This is a genomic window from Pedobacter sp. R-06 (assembly GCF_049913135.1).
Classification (GTDB): domain Bacteria; phylum Bacteroidota; class Bacteroidia; order Sphingobacteriales; family Sphingobacteriaceae; genus Pedobacter.
This window is the reverse complement of record NZ_CP183977.1, coordinates 1,272,064-1,296,000: the sequence shown is the minus strand read 5'-3', so window position 1 is coordinate 1,296,000 and position 23,937 is coordinate 1,272,064. Positions and strand designations below refer to the sequence as shown.

The window sequence follows — 23,937 nt, the reverse complement described above, 5'->3', positions numbered from 1 at the left end:
AGATTAGCTTCGCTGAGCACGTAGTGGTTCCCGCATGCGCGAGAATTACGATCGTACTATAGCGAGCGCCCTAAACCCCTTTCCGCCTATCGGCACCTTTCCCCTAAAAGGGAAAGGACTAAAAAACAAATTACCGCACCCTGCAAGATGCCACATGCTATCTGCACCCTGCTATCCGGCCTAGGATATGATGGAAGGAGAAAACGTTAAAGCTTTTGCACTCCCTTTCGAACTACCACTGCCCAGAGGCAGCACGCCCTCCCCGATCCTTCATCGGGGGCTTGTGCTGGCGACCAAAAAAAGCTTTGACGAATTTATCCGACATCAGATCCAAGCCTTGATTTTTGGTTACCTTTTTATCAAGAAAAAGGTAAGAGCCCCTCGGCGGCGGCGAGCCGAGGCAAGCCCGAGCATAGGACAAAACCTCCCCAGCCCCTCCTGCAGGAGGGGAGCTCCCACCCATAGCTATAAAACAAAAATTACCCCCTACCCCCTTCTCACTTCATACCACCTCCCCACCCCCTCCACAAACCCCTCAAAAAACTCCCTATAATACCCTTTCGGTACCTGCACCTTAAAATTTACTTTACTAAAAAACCAAACCAGTTTATAATCCATTTCCGCCTCAAGCAAATACCACAAATACGTTTTAACGCGATCGCAAACCAAAAACAGCGCAATGCTATCGCTACTCAAACGCAATAGCTTCCCTTTTACTTTAATCTTCAGCTCCAGTTCATAATAATCGCCCTCATCCCTTAACACAAAACTCAAAACAGGCACCTCCATCGAAAATTCAATCGTTTTCATATCCCGCATTACAGGTTTGCCCGTAACATTGCGCAGGCCATAAGTATAAAAGTAGTGTGTAAAGCGTTGCAACATCAATAGCGGTAAAGCCTTGTTCCATAACTTTAGAAGTGCCAGCTGGTTAGCATCGTTAAGTTTATTGGTTTCAGCTGCCTTTTCGGGCAGGTGGGCATTGGCGTTAAAACGTATGGCAGCAATCTCTTTCATGGCGAAGCAAATGCTGTTTAGCTCCTCCTGTTGTGGCGAGAGGCTAATGCCATCCACATCGTTCGGATTCAAAACGAAACGTTTAAAAGATTTAACCGTTTTAAGGTAGGCCGTGGCCGCGAAAACATAGGGAATTAAAAAAGGATAATGGTTGCTGTGGAAATTTTGCAGATCGGTATTGGCGAAACAATAACCAATGCTAACCGGTGCCAAACGTGCCATGGCATGTTTATCTAAGCGCCTTTCACGCGGTACTACCGTTCGTTCCGTAACATCCGGCAAATCATCACCAGGCCTAAACAAACCGCTAAACTTTTTCTTCAATGTAATGGTGAAACCGCCAGGTTTCTTAACCACATCTACATACCTCGATCGCTTATTGCCCAAAGCAAAACATGCTGGCCAGTAATATTCCTGAAAATCGCAGTAACCGTTCCGCATCATGGCCCGCAAAGTAAGGTAAGCATAACGCCCAAGGTAGGTTTCATCCGTATCAATACTACAGCTCACCAACAGGTTATCGTATTCTACCGCGATGTAAACCCTTGCTTCTTCCCCTTCCAATTTAACGTTAACAATTAACAAACCCTGATCGAAAGAAAGCGATTGTATAACCAATGGCTCAGGCTTTTTACCTACACTAAACGTGTTATGCAATCCGATAGCGATCCGTTCCAGCACCGCTAACCTTAACACCCTGCTCCCCTTTTCAAAAGGCAGTTGATAAAACCGCGAAAGCGGTTTCCCTGCAATGGTAATGGATTTAGCTTTCATACTCGTATGATTTTACGAGTCTTGTTGGGCAGTAAAGTCCCTAATAATAAATGTGGGACTGCTACCATGGTTACAATAAAGCTCTGACCCCTTACGCTAACATGGATTTACAGCAGTCCCACATCTATTTCGACGTACAAATATATACATCTACGCATAGATATGGGCATTAATCTGCTGTCTTGCGTTAGCGGGGTCAGAGATGCAACCACAAGACTTTTATTAATACCTAATTACAATACCCTAAATATAGCAACTTATTTCTTTTGTTACAAGATCTTATAACAAAAAATGTATTTTATTTTAGTGTATTTATTGAATGAATGAAGAAAGGGATAGAAAACGTTTACAAAAGTTTGGACAGAACTTAAGGACAATTAGAGAGAAACTGGGTTTAAGCCAAGATCAGGTAGTGGCGAATTGTGACTTGACGAAAGGAAACCTAAGTAATATAGAGAATGGAAATAAAGATTTCACGTTTACAACGCTTTTAGAAATAGCAAAAGGACTGGGAATACCCCCAAAAGAGTTATTGGATTTCTAGCATTTTTAATTTATTCAATAAAATGATTGAGACAAAAGATCTATTTTATATTATAGGAATATCGTCGACAATGCTTATTGGTTTGTTCAATTATTTTATCTCAATTAAAAACCGTAGAAATAGCTTAAGGAGCTTCTATATAGTTCTAAAATTGCGTATAGAATATTCAAGAAATAACGATAAAATAAAAGCCCAATCATTGATGATTGGGCTTTTGCTTATATGAATTAGTCAAAACTTAATCTCATCGGATGGAGTCCATATACTATTTAAAGGATCTTCTTCAATATTGTATTCAAGCGCTAAAGCATCTTTCCCTATTTTATTATTTTTTAGGGTAACGTTAGCTTCAGCTGCTAAGCTGTCTAATTGCAGTAAGAACCATCGTGTTTCAAAAATGGCAACTAACTCAATATGATCTGGAAGTATTATATTCCTACATACAAAATTTTGAAAAATTTTATTATTCTCTACACTTGCTTGAGTGTCCTTCATTATCTCTTCAAATCTAAAATTATTAAGAAATTGAGGCAATCTCAACAGCACAACAGTGGTAGACTTCTCAACTTTGTCCCTAATCTGGTCTGCACATAAAGCTGCAATTACAGGAAATACACCGGAATTCAATAAGAATATTTTTCCATCCTTAGCTTTTAATCCTTCTTTTTGAATTTTCATCCAATTAGCTCCAAAAGTAACATGATAAAAGCATGCTTTAGGAAGTTCCAAAAATTTCTTCACTTGATATTTTTTATTTAAACATTTAATTTAAGACTTGAGAAATTGTGAAATAGCCGACCTACCATTTTTTTCAATCAAATTATCTAGCTGGTTTCTCATTTGACGGCCATCATTAAATCGATCCTCCAACTCTTGCAACCACTCATCTAATTTAGAATCTTCAGAGAGATAATGTTCTTCATTTCTGTTATCCATAATCTCTTTAATAGATCCGATTTCTGTCCTTAAGAGTGCCTCTTCTTCTTCCAAAGTACTTCTAAATTTTGCTACAAGAAGATTGGCATTCTTTCTCCTCTTTTCTTTATACTCCATTTCAATTTGACTAATTATTATTTCTTGCCAGTCTTTTAAGAAACCGTGTTTAATTAAGATGTAATTAGAATAGGCAATACAGAGTTTTCGAAAATCAACTTCATCCAAATGTGTTAGGACAACATTTGATTCTTTATTCTCGTTAAAGATTTGAAAATACATAGCTTCCGCTTCTACGTAATTATTATAGGATGAAATTTTCGGAGTTTTTTGCTTATCAACCGAAATGACAAAATAAGTGTGGTCAGCCTTAGCTTCAAGTTTTAACCAACTATTACGTATTATTAAATAATTTTTTGAAAATAATGCGATTAAGTTAATATAGATATTATAACTTTCCTCGATCTGAATTACCCTGCTCTTTTGACTAATATCTAAAGCATTTTTGTTTGACATTAATTTTAAAAATTCTTTAAGGTCGGTTTCATCCTCACCTTCTTTTATTTTTCTATCAAACAATACATCAATAATTTCTACAAGCGTCGACCAATTATGGCAATCCTGACTTCTTATTTGTATTTCGATTTTTTTGCTTGAATCAATCGGGCTTTCTACATATAAATGGTAAGCATTGTAACCATCTTTTTTAGGCTTCAATACATAATTATTAGAACCTTTAATAGTAAATTTTCTTTCAAGTAATTCCACTATTTTCAATACTTGGGTATCCGTTTGCACAATACACCTACATCCTGCAATATCCCCCATGGTATCCAACTGCATGGTTGGTTGTCTTCTAATTTTAGATAAGATAGATTCAATCCGTTTAATTCTAAACGTCACAACTCTGTCTTTTCTAACTCTTTTACTCGCCTCCGATAAGATATTAAATACTTCAGCAATATCTTTTTGAAAAGAAGTTCTATGCTCTTGAACGCTGATTAGCAATTCCTCTGGTATTTCGTTTGATGTATTTTGACAATCTCTTATTGATTTTCCTAATTTTTTAATTTGTGTTTTAGAGAGCATTAATATTCCTTAGTTATTTGTAGTATAAAAATTAATAATTTGGTTAAATTACAGATATAATATGAAAGTTTCTATCGTATTTTAAGTCTACTATCACTCATCTCTAACTCACTCATAGTTTTCCTAAAAGCTTCTTAAATTCTGACCATAATTCATTAGACTATCTTTATCTGATTAAAAAATTTATTAGAGATTATTTTTAAGTGGGAGAAAGAAACCCAACTATCAAAAAACAAACAAATAATTAGTTTAAAACAATTAAAGCTCGATCAGAAATGGCTGAACCTTTTGTTAATTAGGTAACAGACATCCATATAACCTATCTTAAATTAAATTTAATCATTTTGTATTCCTGACTATTTCAAATCGCCTACTTCTCTATACAAATCTATTAAATGATATACGGACATATCTATGAGCGGTTCAAACATAAACGCATTCATATGGATATTCTCAGGAGTCATCAAATTAACTTTATCCAATGTCATTAATGCACTGCTTAATGGAAATTTACTCTTATAATCTTTATATAATTCTTGTGTTTGATTAGATGTTATCTTTGTTAAATCGATACCTATAAGCCTGCTAATTAAATATTCTTCAGCTCTTAATCTGATAGCAATTGCGAGTACAATTTTATTCTCAAGTAATATTTCATCAATATTAGTTTCTTTCGATATACTATCAGCGGTGTTAAAAATCATTTGAATAAGATTTTCTTCGCCGAATGTTATTGTTTTCCCATTAAGTTTAACAAGCCGATTTTTATATATGTCAAATATGTTTTGTGCAGTTAATTCTGAACTTATTTCTTTCTTATGTAGACAATTTGTAAGTGTCAAATACTGATCACAAGAATCGGACTCACTGTATTCTATTAAATTTCTAACAAAAGTTATTAAACTTATAAAAATCTTCGGATCATTAAATTTGTCAATGAAATATGTAAAAATATGTTTTAAGTATTGACCATTATGGAGATTTATATGTTTACCTTTTGACTTTGTTGCCATATATATAACCTCTCTACGTAAGTAGAGTCTAGAGGCAACAGTTCTGTAAAAATCAAAATTATGTGTTAAAATTATGATTCTAAATGAACCTAAATTATGTAGATCCTTGATATATTCTATTATGGCAAATTTGTTTTTATAATCAAAAGAATCTGCGATGTCATCAAAAATCAGTAATGATTTATCAGCGTTTTGTTTTCTCGATTCGATCTCAAATAAAAATTGCAATATAAAATAAGCTCTCTGTTCGCCCTTACTAAGAACACTCAAAAGACTATCACGATTTTGTCTTATGGGACTGTCATCTCCATCGGAATATTCAAACTCCAAGTTTGCGGTTTCTTGTTTTAAAACTATATCTTCCTGATTTACCAAAATAACCTTAAAAGGCACATAGAATCTATCATTAAATGTTTTGATAATTTTATTCCATAGATCGAACTCTTTTTTGGCCTCTTTAATGATAGCTTCTAGTTCTTTTTTTTGTTCTTTATAATAATTTGATAATTCTTCAGCTTCAACCCTTATTTCAGACAAATAATTGACCCAAACTTCTTTTTTGAACTTATTGTAATCTTCAAGTCTAACTAGTAAAAGATTATCTTTTTCAATTATTCTTTTAAATGCTCTTAGCTCAACATTCGCACCTATTGCTTTGTCCAGTTTATCAAAGGCTTTTTGTAGTTTTTCATCTTTAAGAATATTCTGTATTTCCTCCTGAACAATCTGTTTTAGTTTTTCGTAATCATCGATTTCAGTACCATCTTCTAATACAAATTTATGCCCCGCCTTAAAAAAAGCATTGTCAGCTGTCGAATTAATTATTTCGTTTGCTTGATAGGTTCCAAAATTATTCTCTCCTGTTTGGTTAAAGAACTTAGATTTTGAAATTATATTTTTATAATCAGTAACATATTGATTGAGTGTAGCTTTATTTTTAGCAAGAAATTTTTCGACATTACCTTTTTTATCAAAAATGTCGTTGTATCTAAAAGTTACCTTTTCAAAGTTTTCTTGTAAAAGGTCTACATTAACAAGCAACAATTCAAAAAAAGATGTATTAGTTCCTTCTGAAAATGTATTTAAAAATTCACTTTCACAATCTGTACTTTGCGAAATAGTTTTTAATTTTTTTATAAATTCAACTTTACGCTCATTTAGATCTACATAAATTTCATCATAACGTTTTTTTAATTCTTTACTTGCTAAAAAAGAACTTATTTTACTAGAGGCATCAAAAGATGTATCTTCAGCATTAATTACTAATACCTTTTCAGGATCAATATCATTTCCATCTTCAAGAACTATTGCCTCTGACGGCCTCGAACTATAAACACGGTCACAAATTTTGTCAGCATTTTTTTTTGATATAAGATCAAATGTGTGAGCAAAAGATGTTTTCATTGTGCCATTGGGGGCATAAATGAGGAAAGTATTAGATTTCGTAAAATCAAACTCATGGCTTAATTTTCCGATGCCAAAGCAATTTGTTAAATCAATTTTAATTTTATCCATTTTTCGGCTTTTAAGCACTATTTCATATCATCAATAATATCGGCAAAATCGAATTCGTGGATCAGCATTATCGTATGCCCATCCTTTCTCATATTTATAGCTTTCTCTACTTTGCGCCCATAGCAAGAAAATGCCCATGCTGGGTTACCATTATCACCAACTATTAAGTAATCTGTTTTAAGCGTTATGTTATCTGTTGGTATACCTCCAAGGTCGAGGATTTTTTTCTTCAAACCCTCTCTACTAATTCTTTGTAGTATGCCTGTGATACAGAAAGTCTTGCCTTCGAATGAAACATTGGGCTCGCTCGTGCATAAACCAGAGATATTAATATGCTCGGTTTCCTTTCGAATCTGTTCATTTACCCCTTCATCCTGGAGGTTTACAAACTCTTTGAAATAAGCTTTTAAAACCAATCTTTCTTCATCATCAATTTTATTATCCGAAAGAACGGATAGTATCAAACTTCTTATCTCATCATATGGATAATATGTATTTAAATGTTCATTTTCTTCTAACCATTTGTTGAGATCAATAATTTCCTGATCATTGATTACGCCATCTGCTAGGATTCCATGGCAAAGCCCTTGTAAGGTTTGTAGGTCAGAGGTTATGGGATTATAATAAAAGCTGTCGTTCTCATATTTTTGGCACAACCAATATAAGTCTTCAATAGTTTCTTTGGTTGGAATTTGCTGACTGGATGCTTCTGCTATAACATTCATGAACTCATTAAAAGGATTTCTACCAATTAAAGCATCATGTGCATTCGCCCATTTTTGCAACTCACTAATTTCCTTTTCGTTTACTTCTCCATCTAAGTTTATTCCAAGTAAAATCCCTTTTAAAGAGCTAATCGCTTTATCGGCTTGTGCTTTAGAGGTATAGACATCTAAAATCAGTTGGTCTGGTTGTTTCATATAATCATATTCAAGAATAAGTAAAACAGCTCAATACAAACAACACTTTTGAGTTGTGAGATTCAGTGTTACAAAACAGTTATTGTAAAAAGGTTTTGAGAGAAAATACGAAGAGAATGGAGCTAGAATTATTTAGATATCGTAATATACGATGAATAACTTGAAGTTTGCAAATTCTAATACCACTTCTTAAAATATAAAGCTGAATTAACACTTACACGCACTCCTCTCAACATACGTTTTATTACCATTACCATTGTAATAAAAACAACCACCTTTAGAACCTTGGTATAATGTTTGCCCAGATTTATACGTACCACATGGCGTATAAGTTTCGGTATCTGAACCTACTTCACTTTGTTTGCTACAGGCCAGTATGCTTACACTCAAAAACAGGATATAGTAAAATCTTTTCATGTAGCCAAGATACGTGGCCATGGGACGTAAAAATTACGGGTTTCCGTAATGGAAGGAAAATTCTGCTGAAATTATATCTTTTAGGTCAGCACACTTTGAAAAATCCCTATAACCTTTAAATCAATAGTTTCTTCATCTCTTAAAACAAGGGGCTTAAAATACTCATCGGTTGATAAGGGATGTAAGGTAATTTCTTCATGCACCCAACTATCATCAGTTTGGGCTTTCTTGCTTCTGTATTCTTTAATAGTATACTGGCCACCTAAATCTTTATCATATATATTGGTTGATTCGACTAAGCAAATCAAGCCATTACGTGAGCCTCCGCTATATTTTTTAAACAATGTAATTGATCCGTTAGGAATAATTTTATTCATAGATTCGCCCACAATCTTGCAAGCAAATAGATCGGCACTTGCCCTTAAGTTTTCAGGCAACTCCAAAAAACTAATATTTTCAACTTGCTGATAATCGGAAAATGAACCCGCAGCAATATTTAAATCATAAAAAGGAATGCATTGTCCGTTGGTTTTGTTCGGATGTATGTTTAGCGACTTAACTTCAGCTAAGGTTTCTTTTAACCGCCAAAACTTTTTAAAATGGTTACGCAGTGCCGGATCGCAAACGTAAATGAAAGTTCCATTAATTCCTCTTAATAAAATGGTTTTATAAATATTAATAATATAGCTTTTTAATATTTCAGGATCTTTAATAGAGTTTTTACCATTTTTATCCTGATATAACTGATCATGAATAATTAGTTTTTCTGAAATAGGATCATAGCCAATTTCAGGCCCAATGATTACGCCAGTATAATTTAGATCATAGCCTTGAATAGTATGTATGCAACCAACTTCATTTATGGCATTTGGTGTATTTACCCAATCAACTGTTACGGCATTCCACTGCAACTTTGTATCCTCAATAACAATATCAAATTTGCTTTTATCTTTCTTTGAAATCCATTTCCAGGCAAAACCTGCAACTAATCTGGATAAGCCGAATTGCTGATCTTTTAATTTTATATCATTCACCATATCATCTAAAGATTCATAGAGATATGACTCATAGTTTAAACCGGGGGCGTAAGGCTTTAATGCCTTATTTTGCTCGGTAAACAAACCTTGAATAAATTTTACGTATTCCGCACCACCTTTTACCCTGAATTGAGTTTTCAATATTTCGTAACGGGTATCAGCTTTTTGTTTTAAATTATTAAACGCAATTGCCGATACATCTGAAGGTTTTATGCTTTGCTGTTCATCATAAAACAGGATACTTTTATTGCCTTGTTTTAAAACCCAGTCCAGCTCAGAACTCGTCATTTTATCGAAACCTAGTGCCTTACAGTTTTGATCAAAGGCACCAAAATAAGCGCCCAAATTCACTCTTTGCCTTAAACGATGTGATTCATCAATAATTAATAAATCATATTTCTTTTTAGCCACGTCAGCAGGCCCAATAACCATATTCGATTTTAAACCTTTAATCCCTTTAAAAACTTTTTCTATTGTTTTTCTAAAGGAGGACATAGGCACCACTAAAGCCATTTCTAAATGACCGTATTGTTCTTTAACTTTTTTAAACAAATCAAAAAGTTCCAGATCATTCTCGTCAAAATCAGTTAAATTAAAATCTTCGGTATCTGTTTTTAAGAGTTTAAATAAAAATATAGCTAAAATACTCTTTCCTGTTCCGGCACCACCTTCAACTAAACTCACCTTTGCCCGATCATCCAACAAACAGTTAAGTATCGTTTTTAGACTGGTAACCTGATCATCCGACAAACTTTTATAAGGTGAATATTTAAAAAGATCACTATTATCTATATATTCTAAAGAATGTCTGGTAACACCAAGCGTTCGGAGTTCAGACCAGATATCTTTAAAAATATCCCAATATAGCTCCTTCTTTTGGTAAAAATGATGGTCAGTGATACCTAAATTACCATTTTGTAACTGGTAGCGACCATCGGCAGCTATGTATTTTATTAAATTCGATTCAATATCTAGCGTTGCAGATTTGTTAAAAAGATCACTTGAAATTAAATGTACTGAGTTAAGATTTTTTTTACGATTGCTTTTTAAATGGGCTTTCATCCTACTAACAAGGTCGGTAGTCTCCCCAACGTAAGCTTCATACTCATTATTTTCACTTAAAAAGTAAACTAATGGCCAGGATAAAAAATTCTGATGTTTTAAACTTATATCTGTTAAACTTTCTTCAGAAAATTCAGAGGTGCTAATTAGATAACGTTTACTCATTTATAGTTCATTATACTTTTTAGCCGTGCCTTTAGCTTTATCTACCGGATACTTGGCATCATTAAGCTTAATCTTATCAAGAATGATTTGCTTCACATCCAGGTTATATTTTTCAGCTAACAGTAACGCATAAGAGAAAACGTCAGCAAGTTCCTCCTTTATTTTATCAACATTGGCATCTTCAGCATTTTTCCATAAAAATAATTCGAGTAGCTCTGCTGCTTCAATATTCAAGGCAAGTGCTAAATCTTTAGGATTATGAAACTGCGCCCAATCGCGCTCGTCTCTAAATTTTATTAATGCTGCTGTTATCTCTTCGGTCATAAGGCTAATGATGCCCAATTTAAGAATATAGTGTTGATTTGGGAAATATGATTATAGAAATTACGATGTTGATTCTTTAAAGTTCTACCCTCCCTTCAAAAAAATTTTAACCTATTCTTTTAGTTGTAAAGAAAATAATATTAACTTAATGCCAATTAATCTATTTTATTTACTTTTTAAAACTACAAATTATGTCTAAAACGAATGAAACCGGCCACGCCAAAAACGTAGCCAATTTCGAAACCCTCTTAAGTTATGTAACTGGTTATGGCGCGGTGTACAACCCCAGCAATGCTAACATCCAGCTGAGCAGTTTAACCGAAAAGGCCACCGCAGCCAAAACCATTAACGAGCAGGTGCACGATGCTGCCGCTAAAAACAGCAACGCCATAGCCCTGCGCGATCTGGCTTTTAAGCCTTTAAAACAATTGAGTACTCGTGTGCTGAGCGCCGTTAAGGCCAACAGTGTAGCCCAACCGGTATTGGATAATGCCGTAAGCCACCACCGCAAAATACAGGGGCAAAGGGCAACGGCCAAACTCACCGCCGAAGAAAAGAATAACCTGGCCGCCAACGGAACGGTAGTTAACCAGGTTTCGGCCTCGCAACAGAGTTACGATAACCTGCTCGATACGTTGGATAAGCAGATTAAACTGCTGGCCACCATACCGCAGTACGCCCCTAACGAGGTAGATTTGCAGCTGGCCAGCCTCACCACTTTATATAACGATTTATTGCAGAAAAACCGCGATGTGGTAGCCAACACCTCGCAGTTGAGCACCCTGCGCATTAACCGCAATAACGCGCTGTACGATGCAGAAACCGGTATAGTTGCCCTGGCGCAGGATGTGAAAAACTATGTGAGATCTGTTTTTGGCTCAACCAGCCCCCAATACAAACAGATTTCGGGTATCCCGTTTCGCCCCCTGACCTAAAATACCCATAATACCCTAAAAAAATCATCCCTATTTATTTCCTCATTCCACTTTAACAGATACCAAAACGGGTTGCTGTTTCTCTTTTATGCAATGCTTAACCGTAAAACGGCTCATTGCAACGCCTGAAGTGTCGACTGCCCCCTCTGAACTGTCGACTACAACATCTGAACTACCGACTGCAAACCCTGAACTGTCGACTGCAATGTCTGAACTACCGACCGCAACACCTGAACTACCAACTGCAACGGCTGAACTAACGACCGCAACGTCTGAACTACCGACTGCAACGTCTGAACTACCGACCGCAACCTCTGAACTATCGACCGCAACGTCTGAACTATCGACCGCAACCTCTGAACTATCGACCGCAACCTCTGAACTATCGACCGCAACCTCTGAACTAACGACTGCAACGTCTGAACTAACGACTGCAACGTCTGAACTACCGACCGCAACGTCTGAGCTACGCATTAAGATTCCCGTCTGCGCGGGAATGACGACCGTATTATAGCGATCGCCTTAGCCTGCAATATGCTCCACGCTATTCTACTCCATGCGATCTGCTCCCTGCTATCCGGCCTCGCAGATTTCCGCCGGAAAAAGCACGAAAATCTTTGCAGTCCCACTCATACCCCATAGCCCAAGGCAGGATCAAAGCGGGCGCGGTGGGAAAAGCAAGGGATGAGAGCCTCGATACTGCCGCAATTAAGATTTCCGTAGCTTTTTACAAGGAATTGCGCAGCAATCTTTTATACCTACAAAAACAACATGATCAGATAAAAAACGATGCAAGCCTTGATTTATGCCTTCTTAGTTGTTGTTTTTATAGGTAGTCATGCTTTCGCTGCGCTCAGGTTTGGTTACCTTTTTTATCAAGAAACCTGCGAAGCAAGCTTGAAGACCTTTAAAAACAGAAATCACTACTGAAAAAAGGTAAGAGCCCCTCGGCGGCGGCGAGCCGAGGCAAGACTGCGCAAAGGAAAAGAATAGCGACCGCTTTAAGGTTCCCGCCTGCGCGGGAATGACGATTATGTTAATGTTACTGTAAAAATAATGGTAGTGGTCAATTGTGCAGAAATCCTTCGCTGCGCTCAGGATGACAACATTGCCTACAACCACGAAGACACTAGGAACACCAAGCAATACCTGGTAATCTTAGTGTCTATGTGACTTGGTGGTTAAAAAACATTACTAATTAGATTTCTCCATTGCGCTGCGCTCCAGTCGAAATGACGGATTGGTCTCGATTGAGATATGGTAATTGATTCTCTGCGCCCTGCTATCCGGCCTGGCAGATTTTCGCAGGAAAAAGCACGGAAATCTTTGCAGTCCCCCCCTCATAACCCCACAGCCCAAGGCAGGATCAAAGCGGGAGCGGTTGGATAAGAAGGGTAAGAGCCTAAATACTGCCGCAATTAAGATTTTCGTAGGTTTTTACAAGGAAGGATGCAAGCCTTGGGTTTTTGTTTCTTTTGGGCCAAGCCAAAAGAAAGAGCCCCTCGGTGGCGGCGAACCGAGGCAAGCCGGAGCCTTGGACAAAGATCTCTCCGCTACGGTCGAGATGACGGATTTTTCGTGACAACGGCAATTAAAAGATCCTTCGCTGCGCTCAGGATGACAGCGTCAAACAAAAAAGCACCAAGAACATCGCGCTCTTAGTGCCTAAATTTATACACAAGCCTATAAAATCTTAAAGATGTTATAGGCTCAGCTATAGTATTTTACAAAATTAATTCCAGCCGCCACCTAACGAACGGTACAAACCAACAACTGCATTTAACTGCTCTGTTTTAATCGTGGTTAACTCCAGTTCGCTCTGCAATAAATTGCCTTGTGCGGTAATCACCTCTAAATAATTAGCCATACCACTTTTAAACAACAAACTTGCATTTCTTGAGGCCTGTTGTAAAGTCTGTGCTCTTTTTTCGGCAATGCTATATTGTGTTTTTAACTTCTCTACTTTCGTTAACTCATCAGACACTTCGCCAACCGCATTTAATACCGACTGGCGGAACTGGATCACCGATTTCTCACGGTCGATTTTAGCCAGCTCTAAATTACTTTTTAACTGACCACGTTGAAAAATAGGCTGGGTGATGCCTGCGCCAACCAAACCGAACAACGATGCCGGTACATTAAACCAGTTGCTGGCTTTAAATGAGTTGATGCCTCCGCTTGCGGTAATCACCAGCGATGGGTATAAACTGGCTTTCGCCACCCCAACCCTTGCATTGGCAACGGTTAAAGCCAGCTCTGCACTTTTAATATCAGGCCTGCGGCTTAACATCGATGAAGGGAAACCTGCATTCAGGTCTTGCGGGATAGTCATATTATCCAAACGGCTCTCGCGCTTAATGGCTTTAGGCAAAGTACCAATCAGTACACTTAAAGCATTTTCCTGTAAGGTTACACTCTGCTCTAAACGGGGGATCAACTGTGCCGCATTTAACTGCTGTGCCTGCGCCTGCTGTATCGCCAATGAAGTTACCTGACCGGCATCAAACTGTAAATTGATAATCCGCAATGTGCTGTCGTTCAGTTTTAAGTTCTTTTTCGCGATTTCCAATTGTGCATCGAGCATTAACAGGTTGTAATAACCTTGTGCAACATTAGCCACCAAACGGGTTTGAACGGCTTTACGTGCCTCTTCTGTCTGCAAAAAACTGGCTAAAGCGCCAGCTTTTTGATTACGGATTTTGCCCCAGATATCGGCTTCCCAAACCAAACCCAGATTGGCATTATAATCTTCGATGTGTGTGGAACCTGTAAATTGGTTAAGGCTTAAGCCATTTAAACTGTTATCGCTCGGGCGGCTCGAATTTGCCGACACCTGTAATTTCAATTCAGGTAAGTAACCCAGTTTTGATTGTTTAAACAATACTTCGGCTGCATCGATATTTTTCAATGCAATCTGCATATCGTAATTTTTAACCAAAGCTGTATCAATTAAATTCTGAACAGTAAGGTCGTTGATAAAACTCTTCAATGGCATACCGCCAACACTCGAAGAATCTTTAGGCAATGAATTTCTGAATAAGCCTGGCGCAATATTGGGCAAGGCTGTATCTTTCGAAACCGAACATCCGCTCCAGATTAAAGCAAGGAGCAGGATGGTAATGATATTAAACCGTTTCATAAACTACATGATTATTATTTACAGGTTCTCCATGGTGGTGAACAACCTCATTTCTTGATTTTTTTGATATTTTTTCCTGTAAAGCCTGGAAGATGACAAAGAGTACCGGAATGATGAACAAACCTAAAATTACGCCCGATACCATACCACCTGCTGCACCGATACTGATGGAGTGGTTACCCTGTGCCGATGGACCTGTTGCAATACTCATCGGGAATAAACCAAACACAAAGGCCAGTGAGGTCATAATGATCGGTCTGATCCTCAATCGCGCGGCTTCTATAGCCGAATCAACCAAACTGAGTCCTGCCTTTCGTCGCTGCACGGCAAACTCCACAATCAGGATGGCGTTTTTAGCCAGCAACCCGATGAGCATAATCAGCGCTACCTGTACATAAATGTTATTTTCGATACCGGTTAAACCCAATACCACAAACACACCGAATACACCTGTAGGGATAGATAATATTACCGCCAATGGAAGGATGTAACTCTCGTACTGTGCTGATAATAAGAAGTAAACAAACACCAGACAAAGCAGGAATATCACTGTCGACTGTCCGCCTGAAGAAATCTCTTCACGTGTTTGTCCCGAGAATTCGTAAGCATAACCGGTTGGCAATTGTTCTCTGGCGGTTTCTTCTATCGCTTTAATCGCATCACCAGAACTGAAGCCTGGTTTAGGGATGGCATTTACCTCGATAGAGTTAAACAGGTTATAACGCGAAGCCGTTTCCGAACCATATACACGGGTTAATTTAACCAGGGTACTGATCGGCACACTTTCTCCGTTTTTGTTCTTCACAAACACACGGTCGATACTTGCAGGATCGGTTCTGTCGGCCACATCAGCCTGAACCACCACACGATAGTATTTACCAAAGCGGTTAAAATCTGAAGCCTGTGCAGTACCAAAATAAGTCTGCATCGTTTGCAGGATATCTTTTTTGCTTACGCCCAACTGATCGGCTTTTTCGTCGTTAACATCCAGTTGCAACTGCGGATAATCTGCTTTATAAGAAGTAAAAGCATAAGCGATAGCCGGTTTGGTCATTAACTTGCCGATAAAGTTATTCGCTACACCACTAAATTTATCCAGCCTGCCATTCGTTTTATCCTGTAACATCACGTTCATGGCCTCCACATTACTAAAGCCCGGAACCGTAGGGAAACTGAATACAAAGAAGGTACCGGCAGATATGGCTGCCATTTTAGCCCTTACAATATTTTGGATCTCATCGATATTTTTTACCGCTCCTCTTTCCTCATTTGGTTTTAACAATAAGAAAATCTGACCAGCTGAAGGACTGTTTGATGCGGTTAAAAAGTTATAACCAGCCAACGACATCACAAATCTTGCTGATGGCATGGCACGTAACTCTGCTTCTGCCTGTTTTAATATTTTATTGGTATTGGCTAATGATGTACCTGATGGACTGGCAACCGCGATTGCCACAAAACCCTGATCCTCTGTCGGAATAAAGCCTGTTTTTGTTCTGCCTACCAGGAAAATAGTAACCAGAACGATTAGGGCCAGTCCGCCCATGCTGATCCATTTATTGCGGATCAGCACTTTCAAACCGCCAACATAACGGTTGGTCATATAATTGAAACCACCGTTAAAACCTGCATAAAACTTTTCTACAAAACCTTTTTTAGGCGCGTTATGACCACCTTCGGCATGTTTGTTCTTTAAAAATAAGGCCGCCAATGCAGGGCTTAAAGTTAAGGCGTTAACAGCCGAAATAATGATGGCGATGGCCATGGTTAAGGCAAACTGTTTGTAGAAGATACCTGTTGAGCCCGTCATAAAGCCAACCGGTAAAAATACTGCCGCCATAACCAGGGTAATCGATATAATGGCCCCGGTAATTTCATTCATGGCCTCGGTGGTTGCTGCCCTCGGACTAAGCGAAGGGTTTTCTTCCATTTTGGCATGCACCGCTTCTACCACCACAATCGCATCATCTACCACAATACCAATGGCCAGTACAAGCGCGAACAGGGTTAAAAGGTTAACAGAGAAGCCGAACAGCTGCATGAAAAAGAAGGTACCGATAATCGCCACCGGAACCGCTATAGCCGGAATTAAGGTAGACCTGAAATCCTGAAGGAAGATAAATACAACGATAAATACGAGTAAAAAGGCTTCTATCAAAGTGTGCTCCACTTGGTTGATGGATTCATCAAGATCGGTTTTGGTACGGTAAAACTGGTTGAACTTAATACCTGCAGGGAAATCTTTTGAGAGTTTTGCCATCAGTTTATCAATGGCAATCTGGATTTCGTTGGCATTAGAGCCTGATAACTGGATTATACCAATGGTAATACCATCATGTCCGTTTAAACGGTTTACACTACCATAACTGTATGCACCCAATTCTACACGGGCCACATCTTTTAAACGTAATATAGAACCATCTGAATTTGAACGGATCGCAATATTCTGATATTCCTCTGGTTTGGTCAGTTTACCTTTATATTTAATGATATATTCAAAAGCCTCACTACTTCTCTCACCAAAACGACCGGGTGCTGCTTCCAGGTTTTTGTCCTGGATGGCGGTGATCACTTCATTGGGTGTAATTTTGTAAGTGGCCAATTGACTCGGGTTTAGCCAGATACGCATTGAATAATCTTTAATACCGCCGAATACACTGGCCGAACCTACCCCCGGGATACGTTTAAGTTCGGGAATGATATTGATCTGCGCATAGTTGTTTACAAAAACGGCATCGTATTTTTTTGTATCTTCTGAATAAACACCAATAGCACCAATAAAGCTGTTTTGCTGTTTGGTAGTGGTTATACCATATTGTACAACCTCTGCAGGTAACTGGCTTGTAGCCTGCGAAACCCGGTTTTGCACATTAACCGCTGCCTGGTCGGGGTTAGTACCCTGTTGAAAGTAAACGGTAATCGCCAAGGTACCGTCGTTACTGGCGCTGGAGGTCATGTAGGTCATGTTCTCCACACCATTAATTGCTTCCTCCAATGATGGAGTTACCGAACGTAAAATCGTTTCGGCATTGGCCCCTGGGTACACTGCGGTTACCAATACCGACGGAGGTGCGATATTTGGAAAGCGCTCTAAGGGCAACTTTGTTAAGCCCAGTATACCAACTATTACCAATAAGATGGAAATAACAGTCGAAAGTACAGGCCTGTCTATAAATTTCTGAAACATGACTTTTTAGATTTTAGGTCTTATTAATTTTTTGTTTTTGCAACAGCTACTTTATCTGTTGCTTTTTGTGGCTGGATCACCATGCCCTCCTGTAATTTATCAACGCCGCTCAATACAATCTGGTCGCCAACTTTTACGCCGTCTTTAACCAGGTAATTTTCGCCGGCTTTGCCAACAATGGTAATGGATTGTTTTTTCACCTTACTGCTGTCGCCTACGGTAAATACAAATACTTTATCCTGCATTTCTACTGTCGATGACTGCGGTACCAGAATGGCATTATCGTGCTGTAAACCTAAACGGATCTTACCGGTATTACCCGAACGAAGGATGCCGCTGGCATTAGGGAAACTTGCCCTTAAAGTAATGGCACCTGTGTTTTTATCAAACTGACCATCGATCATATCGATCTTACCTTTAATTGGGTAAGCAGAATTGTCGGCCAATAAAAGCTCTACTGCCGGTAAATGTTTAATCCTGTCGGCAGGTGTTTTACCTGGGTAGTTTGCATTAAAGTTGTTGAAGTCGTTTTCTGCAAGGGAGAAATAAACATGTACTTCGTGGATATCTGATAACTGTGTTAAAGCAACCTGATCTGTCGGAGAAACCAAACTTCCCTGTTTCTTAGGGATACGGCCGATGTAACCGCTTACGGTAGCCTTAACATTGGTGTAACCTAAGTTAATCTGTGCCGAAGCAACACTGGCTCTGGCTTGCTCGGCATTGGCCTGCGCAATTTTATAAGCCGTTTTGGCTGTTTTTAACTGAAAATCAGAAACTACCTTATTCTGAACAAGTGGTGTTAATTTATCAACTTCCAATTGAGCGTTTAAAATAGCCGCTTCTGCAGCATGTAAACTTGCTTTGGCATTGTTTAAAGCCTCGCGGTAAGGGTTTTCGTTAATTTTAAACAGGGTTTGTCCGGCAGTTACATAAGCGCCTTCGTTAACCAAAACGCTTTGTAAATAACCACTAACCTGCGGACGGACATCGATATCAACAGCACCCTGAATGGAGGCTGGGTATTCGATATACGTAGTTTCTGTACTCGAGCCAATCGCGCTTACAGGTAAAGCCGGTGGCGGTGGTGCAGCTGCAGCCTGATCAGGAGACGACTTACAACTCACCAGAATTATAGATAGAAGAGAAATTGTTAACAATAACTTAATGCTATTAAACTGTTTAACAGTGTTAAGTAAAGGGTACAAGCGATGTAGAGATTTCATATGATTAAATTTAATTGGAATTAGAGTGTATAATAATTTAACAGTGTTAAATTACGTTGTAAAAAAAATTAACTATTAATAGATAATGTAATGCCCTTGATGGCATCTTTTAAAATCTGTTGGTTTAACTCGTCTGTTGTTCTTCCATTCGGGCGAACCAGGTTAATGGAAATCAAACCATGGATGATAGACCAATAAGTGTAATACTTCATGCAGATATCATCTTCAGAAACGGGTTGCTTCTCAAATAACGATTCAATTACGTCGCCTAACATACTACCTACGTTTTCGGCTTCGGGCATTGAATTTTTAACGGTACAACAAACCATATCCACACCGTACATCAATTGATAAAATTCTTTATGGGTAAAGGCGAAGTTCCAGTAGGCAATCCACATGGCTTCCATTTTATCTTCCGGAGATTCGTGTTTATCCCTGGCCTCGCGGATATCTTTCGCCAACATTAAATATCCCCTTCTGGTGAGTTCCAGTAAGATGCCATCTTTGTTAGAAAAGTATTCGTAAATAATTGGTGCAGTATATTCAATCTGGTCGGCAATTTTACGCATACTCAATGCCTGCCAACCCTCTGTTTGCACAATATTCAAGGCAGCATCCAGAATTTTTGTTCTGGTTTCATCTTTTAAACGTAGAATTCTTTCTTTACTTCCCATGACTGGAATATTAGGTGTAAATAATCTAACACCGTTAAGCAAATGTAGAACCAATTCCAGAATTGACAATCATTCATTTGTCATAAACATTTTATTGCTTAGTTTTACAGCTGATAATCAACGATTAAAGTGTTTAAAAGCACATTCCGAATAAATTAATTTTCTCAAAAAATATAAAAAATGATTTTCCGCGAAGCAAAAACGACTGACATAGCTGCGATACAAATTGTCAGACATACGGTAAACGAGAACACTTTGTCAGATCCGGCACTGGTTACTGACAAAGATTGCGAAGAATTTATTACACAACGCGGCAAAGGATGGGTTTGCGAAGTAGGTGGATCAATAGTTGGGTTCTCCATAGTAGATTTAAAGGAGCATAATATCTGGGCGCTATTCCTTCGTCCGGAATTTGAAGGCAAAGGCATTGGCAAAGAACTACACCGGTTAATGATGGATTGGTATTTCGATCAAACGCATGAGCCGGTTTGGCTGGGCACATCGCCCAATACCCGCGCAGAAGAATTTTATACCAGGCAGGGCTGGAAAAAAGTAGGCATGGTAAACAAAGGTGAAGTGAAATTTGAGATGAGTTATGAGGATTGGGTGAAACGAAACGTATAAATAGTTACCACTAAGAGTCCTCCTGACAGATTTCAATAAAAAGGTCGTCATCTCGACTGAAGCACAGCGAAATGGAGAGATCTATCTAGGTAGATTTCTCGACTGCGTTACACTCCGCTCGAAATGACGACACTCAAGAATCATCTTAAGTAATGATTAGTATTTTAACTATTCCAGATAAAAGGTGCCTGTTTTACAAAGGCCTTCTCCCTTAAACGCTCAATTATAAACTGTGCTAAATTAGCCGCATTAATCTGCTCTCCATTACAATTAACCAAACTTGTACCTACAGGCGTTTGCTCGTCGGTTTGGATAATCATGGGCAACCGGATTAAAGTCCAATCGAGATTGCTTGCAGTTAAGTGCTCGTACTCCTTTTGTTTATCTGCAGTGGAAACCGGATAGTTATCGTACATCCATTTGGTGGCAAATTGAGTTTTAGCATCCTTTTCATCGGCAGGGGTATCTACATTAATCCCGGTAATTACGATGTAACGTTTCAGATCAAAGGCCTGCATGGTCTTGATAATATTACCTGTCGATTGCGTAAAGATTGTTTTTTCGCTGGCAGGCTGTCCCATCCCCAACGCACTGATTACGATATCGCATCCTTCTATAAACGCGTGTACTGTTTCGGCATCTTTTACGTCGCCAATTACGATTTCCAGCGAAGCATGACGGGTTTGAAGCTTTTCAGAATTTCTGATAAGGGCTTTTACCCTGATTTTTTGCGCCAGTAACGCTTTTAAAATATAAGCACCAGCTTTACCTGTGGCACCAATTAAAGCAATTTTTAAATCTTGCATGATGTTCTTTATAAAATTTTAGAAAATAATAGTTTATCCCTTGATCAGAACGATAAGGGAATGTCAGAATTGAATTCTGTTTGAGTTATATTTTATAAAGAGATTTTAATGGCACTAATTTAGGAAAAAAATATCATTTCGACTTAAGTGCAAACGGAATGGAAATCATTCGACTACGCTCAGGATGAGAATTAATTAATAAACATCGTCATCTCGATCGGAACGCAGTGAAGCGGAGAGATCTATCTAGTTAGATTTCTCCGCCAAAGGAGTTCCTTTGGAACACTACGGTCGAAATGACGAGCCGACTGAATGTGTTTTTGTGGTCAAAAACTAAGCTTTGAATTTCTTCATAAACGTACTCACACTTTCTTCCAAATTCCCATCAGCAATGGCTTTAACGAAAGCCGTACCGATAATTGCCCCGTTGGCATACGAACAGGCCTTATCGAATGTTTGTTTATCACTGATCCCGAAACCGATCATGGTTGGGTTTTTCAGGTTCAGATTTTTAATCCTGCTGAAGTAAGCCTCGGTAGTATTACCAACTTCGAGGTTTTTGCCGGTTGTAGCCGACGATGATAACAAATAAATAAATCCATTGGTTAAACCGTCAATTTTATAGATACGTTCTTCAGCAGTTTGAGGGGTAATTAAAAACACATTGCTCAGGTTATGTTTTTCGAAGCAATCTTTATAGAACTCCTCATACTCTACCATCGGCAGATCGGGAACGATACAGCCATCTACCCCTACTTCAGCACAGGCTTCGCAGAATTTTTCTACACCAAACTGCAAAACAGGATTTACGTAGCCCATTAACAAAACAGGAATGGTAACCGTCTTACGCAAGTCTTTCAACTGTTCGAAAAGCAGCTTAAGTGTCATGCCCTGATCGAGCGATTGTTTGCTGCTGGCCTGAATTACCGGTCCATCTGCAACAGGATCTGAATAAGGGAAGCCTATCTCCAGCATGTCTGCACCTGATTTTTCCAGTGCTTCGGCAATTTTAATGGTATCGCCGGTATTTGGATAACCAGCAGTATAGTATATTGATAGTATATTTTTCTTCTCCTGGAAGAGTTGTTTAATTCGGTTCATGTTTTTGAGATATAAGATGTGAGATTGGAGATATGAGATTGGAGATTAGGTGCTTATCAGAAAGCCCATCGTCTCATGTCTCATATCTATTGTCTCAAATCTATCTTAAAGATTAAAATATTTAATATAAGTATCCAGATCCTTGTCGCCACGGCCTGAAAGGCAAACCACTACGTTTTCGCTACCTTTAAATTCCATTTTTTCTAAGTAAGCCAAGGCGTGTGCACTTTCAATCGCCGGAATAATTCCTTCCAATTGGGTGCAAAGCAAACCCGCTTCTAAACTTTCTTCATCGGTGATGGAAACATATTGGCCACGGCCGGTTTTAAACAAATGTGCATGCTGTGGGCCAATACCAGGGTAATCCAATCCGGCAGAAACCGAATGCGGCTCAACAACTTGTCCATCTGGCGTTTGCATTAAAATGCTTCTACTGCCATGCAAAACACCTTCTTTACCTAAATAAGTGGTTGCAGCAGAAAATCCGCTCGACACCCCTTTTCCGGCTGCTTCAACAGCAATCAGTTTTACATTTTCATCATCCATAAAATGGTAGAACATACCCATAGCGTTACTGCCACCACCTACGCAGGCCAACACATAATCAGGTTGATCGCTACCTGTTTGCTCCAATAACTGCTTTTTCGTTTCCTCAGAGATAATCGATTGGAAAATGGCCACCATATCGGGGTAAGGGTGTGGACCCACTACCGAACCAATAATATAATGTGTATCAACAGGATTATTGATCCAGTCGCGCATGGCCTCATTAGTGGCATCTTTTAGGGTTTTACTTCCGGAGCTTGCCGGAACAACCTTTGCGCCCAACATTTTCATGCGGGCCACATTTGGTGCCTGACGCTCGATATCTACCTCGCCCATGTAAATTACACACTCGAGGTTACGCAGCGCGCATACGGTTGCAGTAGCTACACCATGCTGACCAGCGCCGGTTTCGGCAATGATTCTTTTTTTACCCAGTTTTTCGGCCAGTAAGATCTGTCCGATGGTATTGTTGATCTTATGTGCTCCGGTATGGTTTAAATCTTCCCTTTTTAAGAAAATATTGGCACCATATCTTTCCGAATATCTTTTGGCCAGGTATAAAGGTGAAGGGCGGCCAACATAATCTTTTAACAATTGATGAAATTCCTTTTGAAAATCGGCATCATCAATAATCTTTAAATAGTTTTGACGCAATTCCTCTACGTTTGGATAAAGCATTTCGGGGATGTACGCACCACCAAAATCGCCATAATATCCTTTTTCGTTTACTTTGTATTTCATAATATTTTTATCAAATCGTTTGTCACATTGATAGCTGCCAGAGATAAGTCGTCATCTCGACTGAAGTGCAACGGAATGGAGAGATCTATATTTACAATGCAGATTTCTCGGCTGCGCTCGAAATGACGATCTGTCGCTGGCCAGACCG

Annotated in this window: 18 protein-coding genes; 3 read left to right on the top strand and 15 right to left on the bottom strand. The window is 38.7% G+C overall.

All coding sequences use genetic code 11. The annotated features are described in order from the left end of the window. Nucleotides 1-486 precede the first annotated feature (486 nt). On the bottom strand, nt 487-1,791 hold the full coding sequence (locus ACN9MR_RS05580) for a hypothetical protein (RefSeq protein WP_426328620.1): 1,305 nt from the start codon (nt 1,789-1,791) through the stop codon (nt 487-489). Nucleotides 1,792-2,110: 319 nt separating this feature from the next. Between ACN9MR_RS05580 and ACN9MR_RS05575 the strand changes: the two genes are divergently transcribed. Next, nucleotides 2,111-2,335: a helix-turn-helix domain-containing protein gene (locus ACN9MR_RS05575; protein ID WP_426328619.1), complete on the top strand. Its 225-nt coding sequence runs from the start codon at nt 2,111-2,113 to the stop codon at nt 2,333-2,335. A 231-nt stretch (nt 2,336-2,566) separates the two neighbouring features. Here ACN9MR_RS05575 and ACN9MR_RS05570 read toward each other — a convergent pair whose 3' ends face one another. From ACN9MR_RS05570 to ACN9MR_RS05540, 7 genes are all read right to left on the bottom strand, one after another. Beyond that, nucleotides 2,567-3,076, bottom strand: a complete 510-nt coding sequence (locus ACN9MR_RS05570; protein ID WP_426328618.1) for a hypothetical protein — start codon at nt 3,074-3,076, stop codon at nt 2,567-2,569. 27 nt (nt 3,077-3,103) lie between these two features. After that, the gene (locus ACN9MR_RS05565) at nt 3,104-4,357 is read right to left on the bottom strand and encodes a RelA/SpoT domain-containing protein (protein WP_426328617.1); all 1,254 of its coding nucleotides are present in this window, start codon (nt 4,355-4,357) and stop codon (nt 3,104-3,106) included. A gap of 356 nt (nt 4,358-4,713) precedes the next feature. Beyond that, entirely contained in the window at nt 4,714-6,885 is a 2,172-nt protein-coding gene (locus ACN9MR_RS05560; RefSeq protein WP_426328616.1) for a hypothetical protein, read from the bottom strand. A gap of 17 nt (nt 6,886-6,902) precedes the next feature. Further along, entirely contained in the window at nt 6,903-7,805 is a 903-nt protein-coding gene (locus ACN9MR_RS05555) for a BRCT domain-containing protein (protein WP_426328615.1), read from the bottom strand. Nucleotides 7,806-8,012: 207 nt separating this feature from the next. Further along, complete coding sequence (locus ACN9MR_RS05550; RefSeq protein WP_426328614.1) at nt 8,013-8,222, bottom strand: hypothetical protein; 210 nt, start codon at nt 8,220-8,222, stop codon at nt 8,013-8,015. 80 nt (nt 8,223-8,302) lie between these two features. Beyond that, nucleotides 8,303-10,486 (bottom strand): DNA/RNA helicase domain-containing protein, encoded by a 2,184-nt coding sequence (locus ACN9MR_RS05545; protein ID WP_426328613.1) that lies wholly within the window; start codon nt 10,484-10,486, stop codon nt 8,303-8,305. Continuing rightward, on the bottom strand, nt 10,487-10,810 hold the full coding sequence (locus ACN9MR_RS05540; RefSeq protein WP_426328612.1) for a nucleotide pyrophosphohydrolase: 324 nt from the start codon (nt 10,808-10,810) through the stop codon (nt 10,487-10,489). A 191-nt stretch (nt 10,811-11,001) separates the two neighbouring features. On the opposite strand from ACN9MR_RS05540, the gene ACN9MR_RS05535 reads away from it, so the two are divergent. After that, a complete protein-coding gene (locus tag ACN9MR_RS05535) occupies nt 11,002-11,745 on the top strand; it encodes a hypothetical protein (protein WP_426328611.1) in 744 nt (247 codons plus the stop codon). 1,732 nt (nt 11,746-13,477) lie between these two features. On the opposite strand, the gene ACN9MR_RS05530 is transcribed toward ACN9MR_RS05535, so the two are convergent. The 4 genes from ACN9MR_RS05530 to ACN9MR_RS05515 form a co-directional block, all read right to left on the bottom strand. Next, nucleotides 13,478-14,884 (bottom strand): TolC family protein, encoded by a 1,407-nt coding sequence (locus ACN9MR_RS05530; protein ID WP_426328610.1) that lies wholly within the window; start codon nt 14,882-14,884, stop codon nt 13,478-13,480. Further along, a complete protein-coding gene (locus ACN9MR_RS05525; RefSeq protein WP_426328609.1) occupies nt 14,871-18,071 on the bottom strand; it encodes an efflux RND transporter permease subunit in 3,201 nt (1,066 codons plus the stop codon). The genes ACN9MR_RS05530 and ACN9MR_RS05525 overlap by 14 nt, the downstream gene beginning before the upstream one ends. 23 nt (nt 18,072-18,094) lie before the next feature. Continuing rightward, on the bottom strand, nt 18,095-19,297 hold the full coding sequence (locus ACN9MR_RS05520) for an efflux RND transporter periplasmic adaptor subunit (protein WP_426328608.1): 1,203 nt from the start codon (nt 19,295-19,297) through the stop codon (nt 18,095-18,097). 68 nt (nt 19,298-19,365) lie between these two features. Then, nucleotides 19,366-19,971, bottom strand: coding sequence for a TetR/AcrR family transcriptional regulator (locus ACN9MR_RS05515; protein WP_029277998.1), 606 nt, complete (start codon nt 19,969-19,971; stop codon nt 19,366-19,368). A gap of 180 nt (nt 19,972-20,151) precedes the next feature. On the opposite strand from ACN9MR_RS05515, the gene ACN9MR_RS05510 reads away from it, so the two are divergent. Then, complete coding sequence (locus tag ACN9MR_RS05510; RefSeq protein WP_426328607.1) at nt 20,152-20,595, top strand: GNAT family N-acetyltransferase; 444 nt, start codon at nt 20,152-20,154, stop codon at nt 20,593-20,595. Between the two features lie 164 nt (nt 20,596-20,759). Here the strand turns inward: ACN9MR_RS05510 and ACN9MR_RS05505 are convergent, their stop codons facing one another. The 3 genes from ACN9MR_RS05505 to trpB form a co-directional block, all read right to left on the bottom strand. Beyond that, nucleotides 20,760-21,401 carry an NAD(P)-dependent oxidoreductase gene (locus tag ACN9MR_RS05505; protein ID WP_426328606.1) on the bottom strand — a complete coding sequence of 214 codons (642 nt, stop codon included), beginning with the start codon at nt 21,399-21,401 and terminating at the stop codon, nt 20,760-20,762. A gap of 333 nt (nt 21,402-21,734) precedes the next feature. Continuing rightward, nucleotides 21,735-22,502: a tryptophan synthase subunit alpha gene (gene trpA / locus ACN9MR_RS05500; protein ID WP_426328605.1), complete on the bottom strand. Its 768-nt coding sequence runs from the start codon at nt 22,500-22,502 to the stop codon at nt 21,735-21,737. Between the two features lie 105 nt (nt 22,503-22,607). After that, a complete protein-coding gene (gene trpB, locus ACN9MR_RS05495; protein WP_426328604.1) occupies nt 22,608-23,789 on the bottom strand; it encodes a tryptophan synthase subunit beta in 1,182 nt (393 codons plus the stop codon). Between the last annotated feature and the right edge of the window lie 148 nt (nt 23,790-23,937).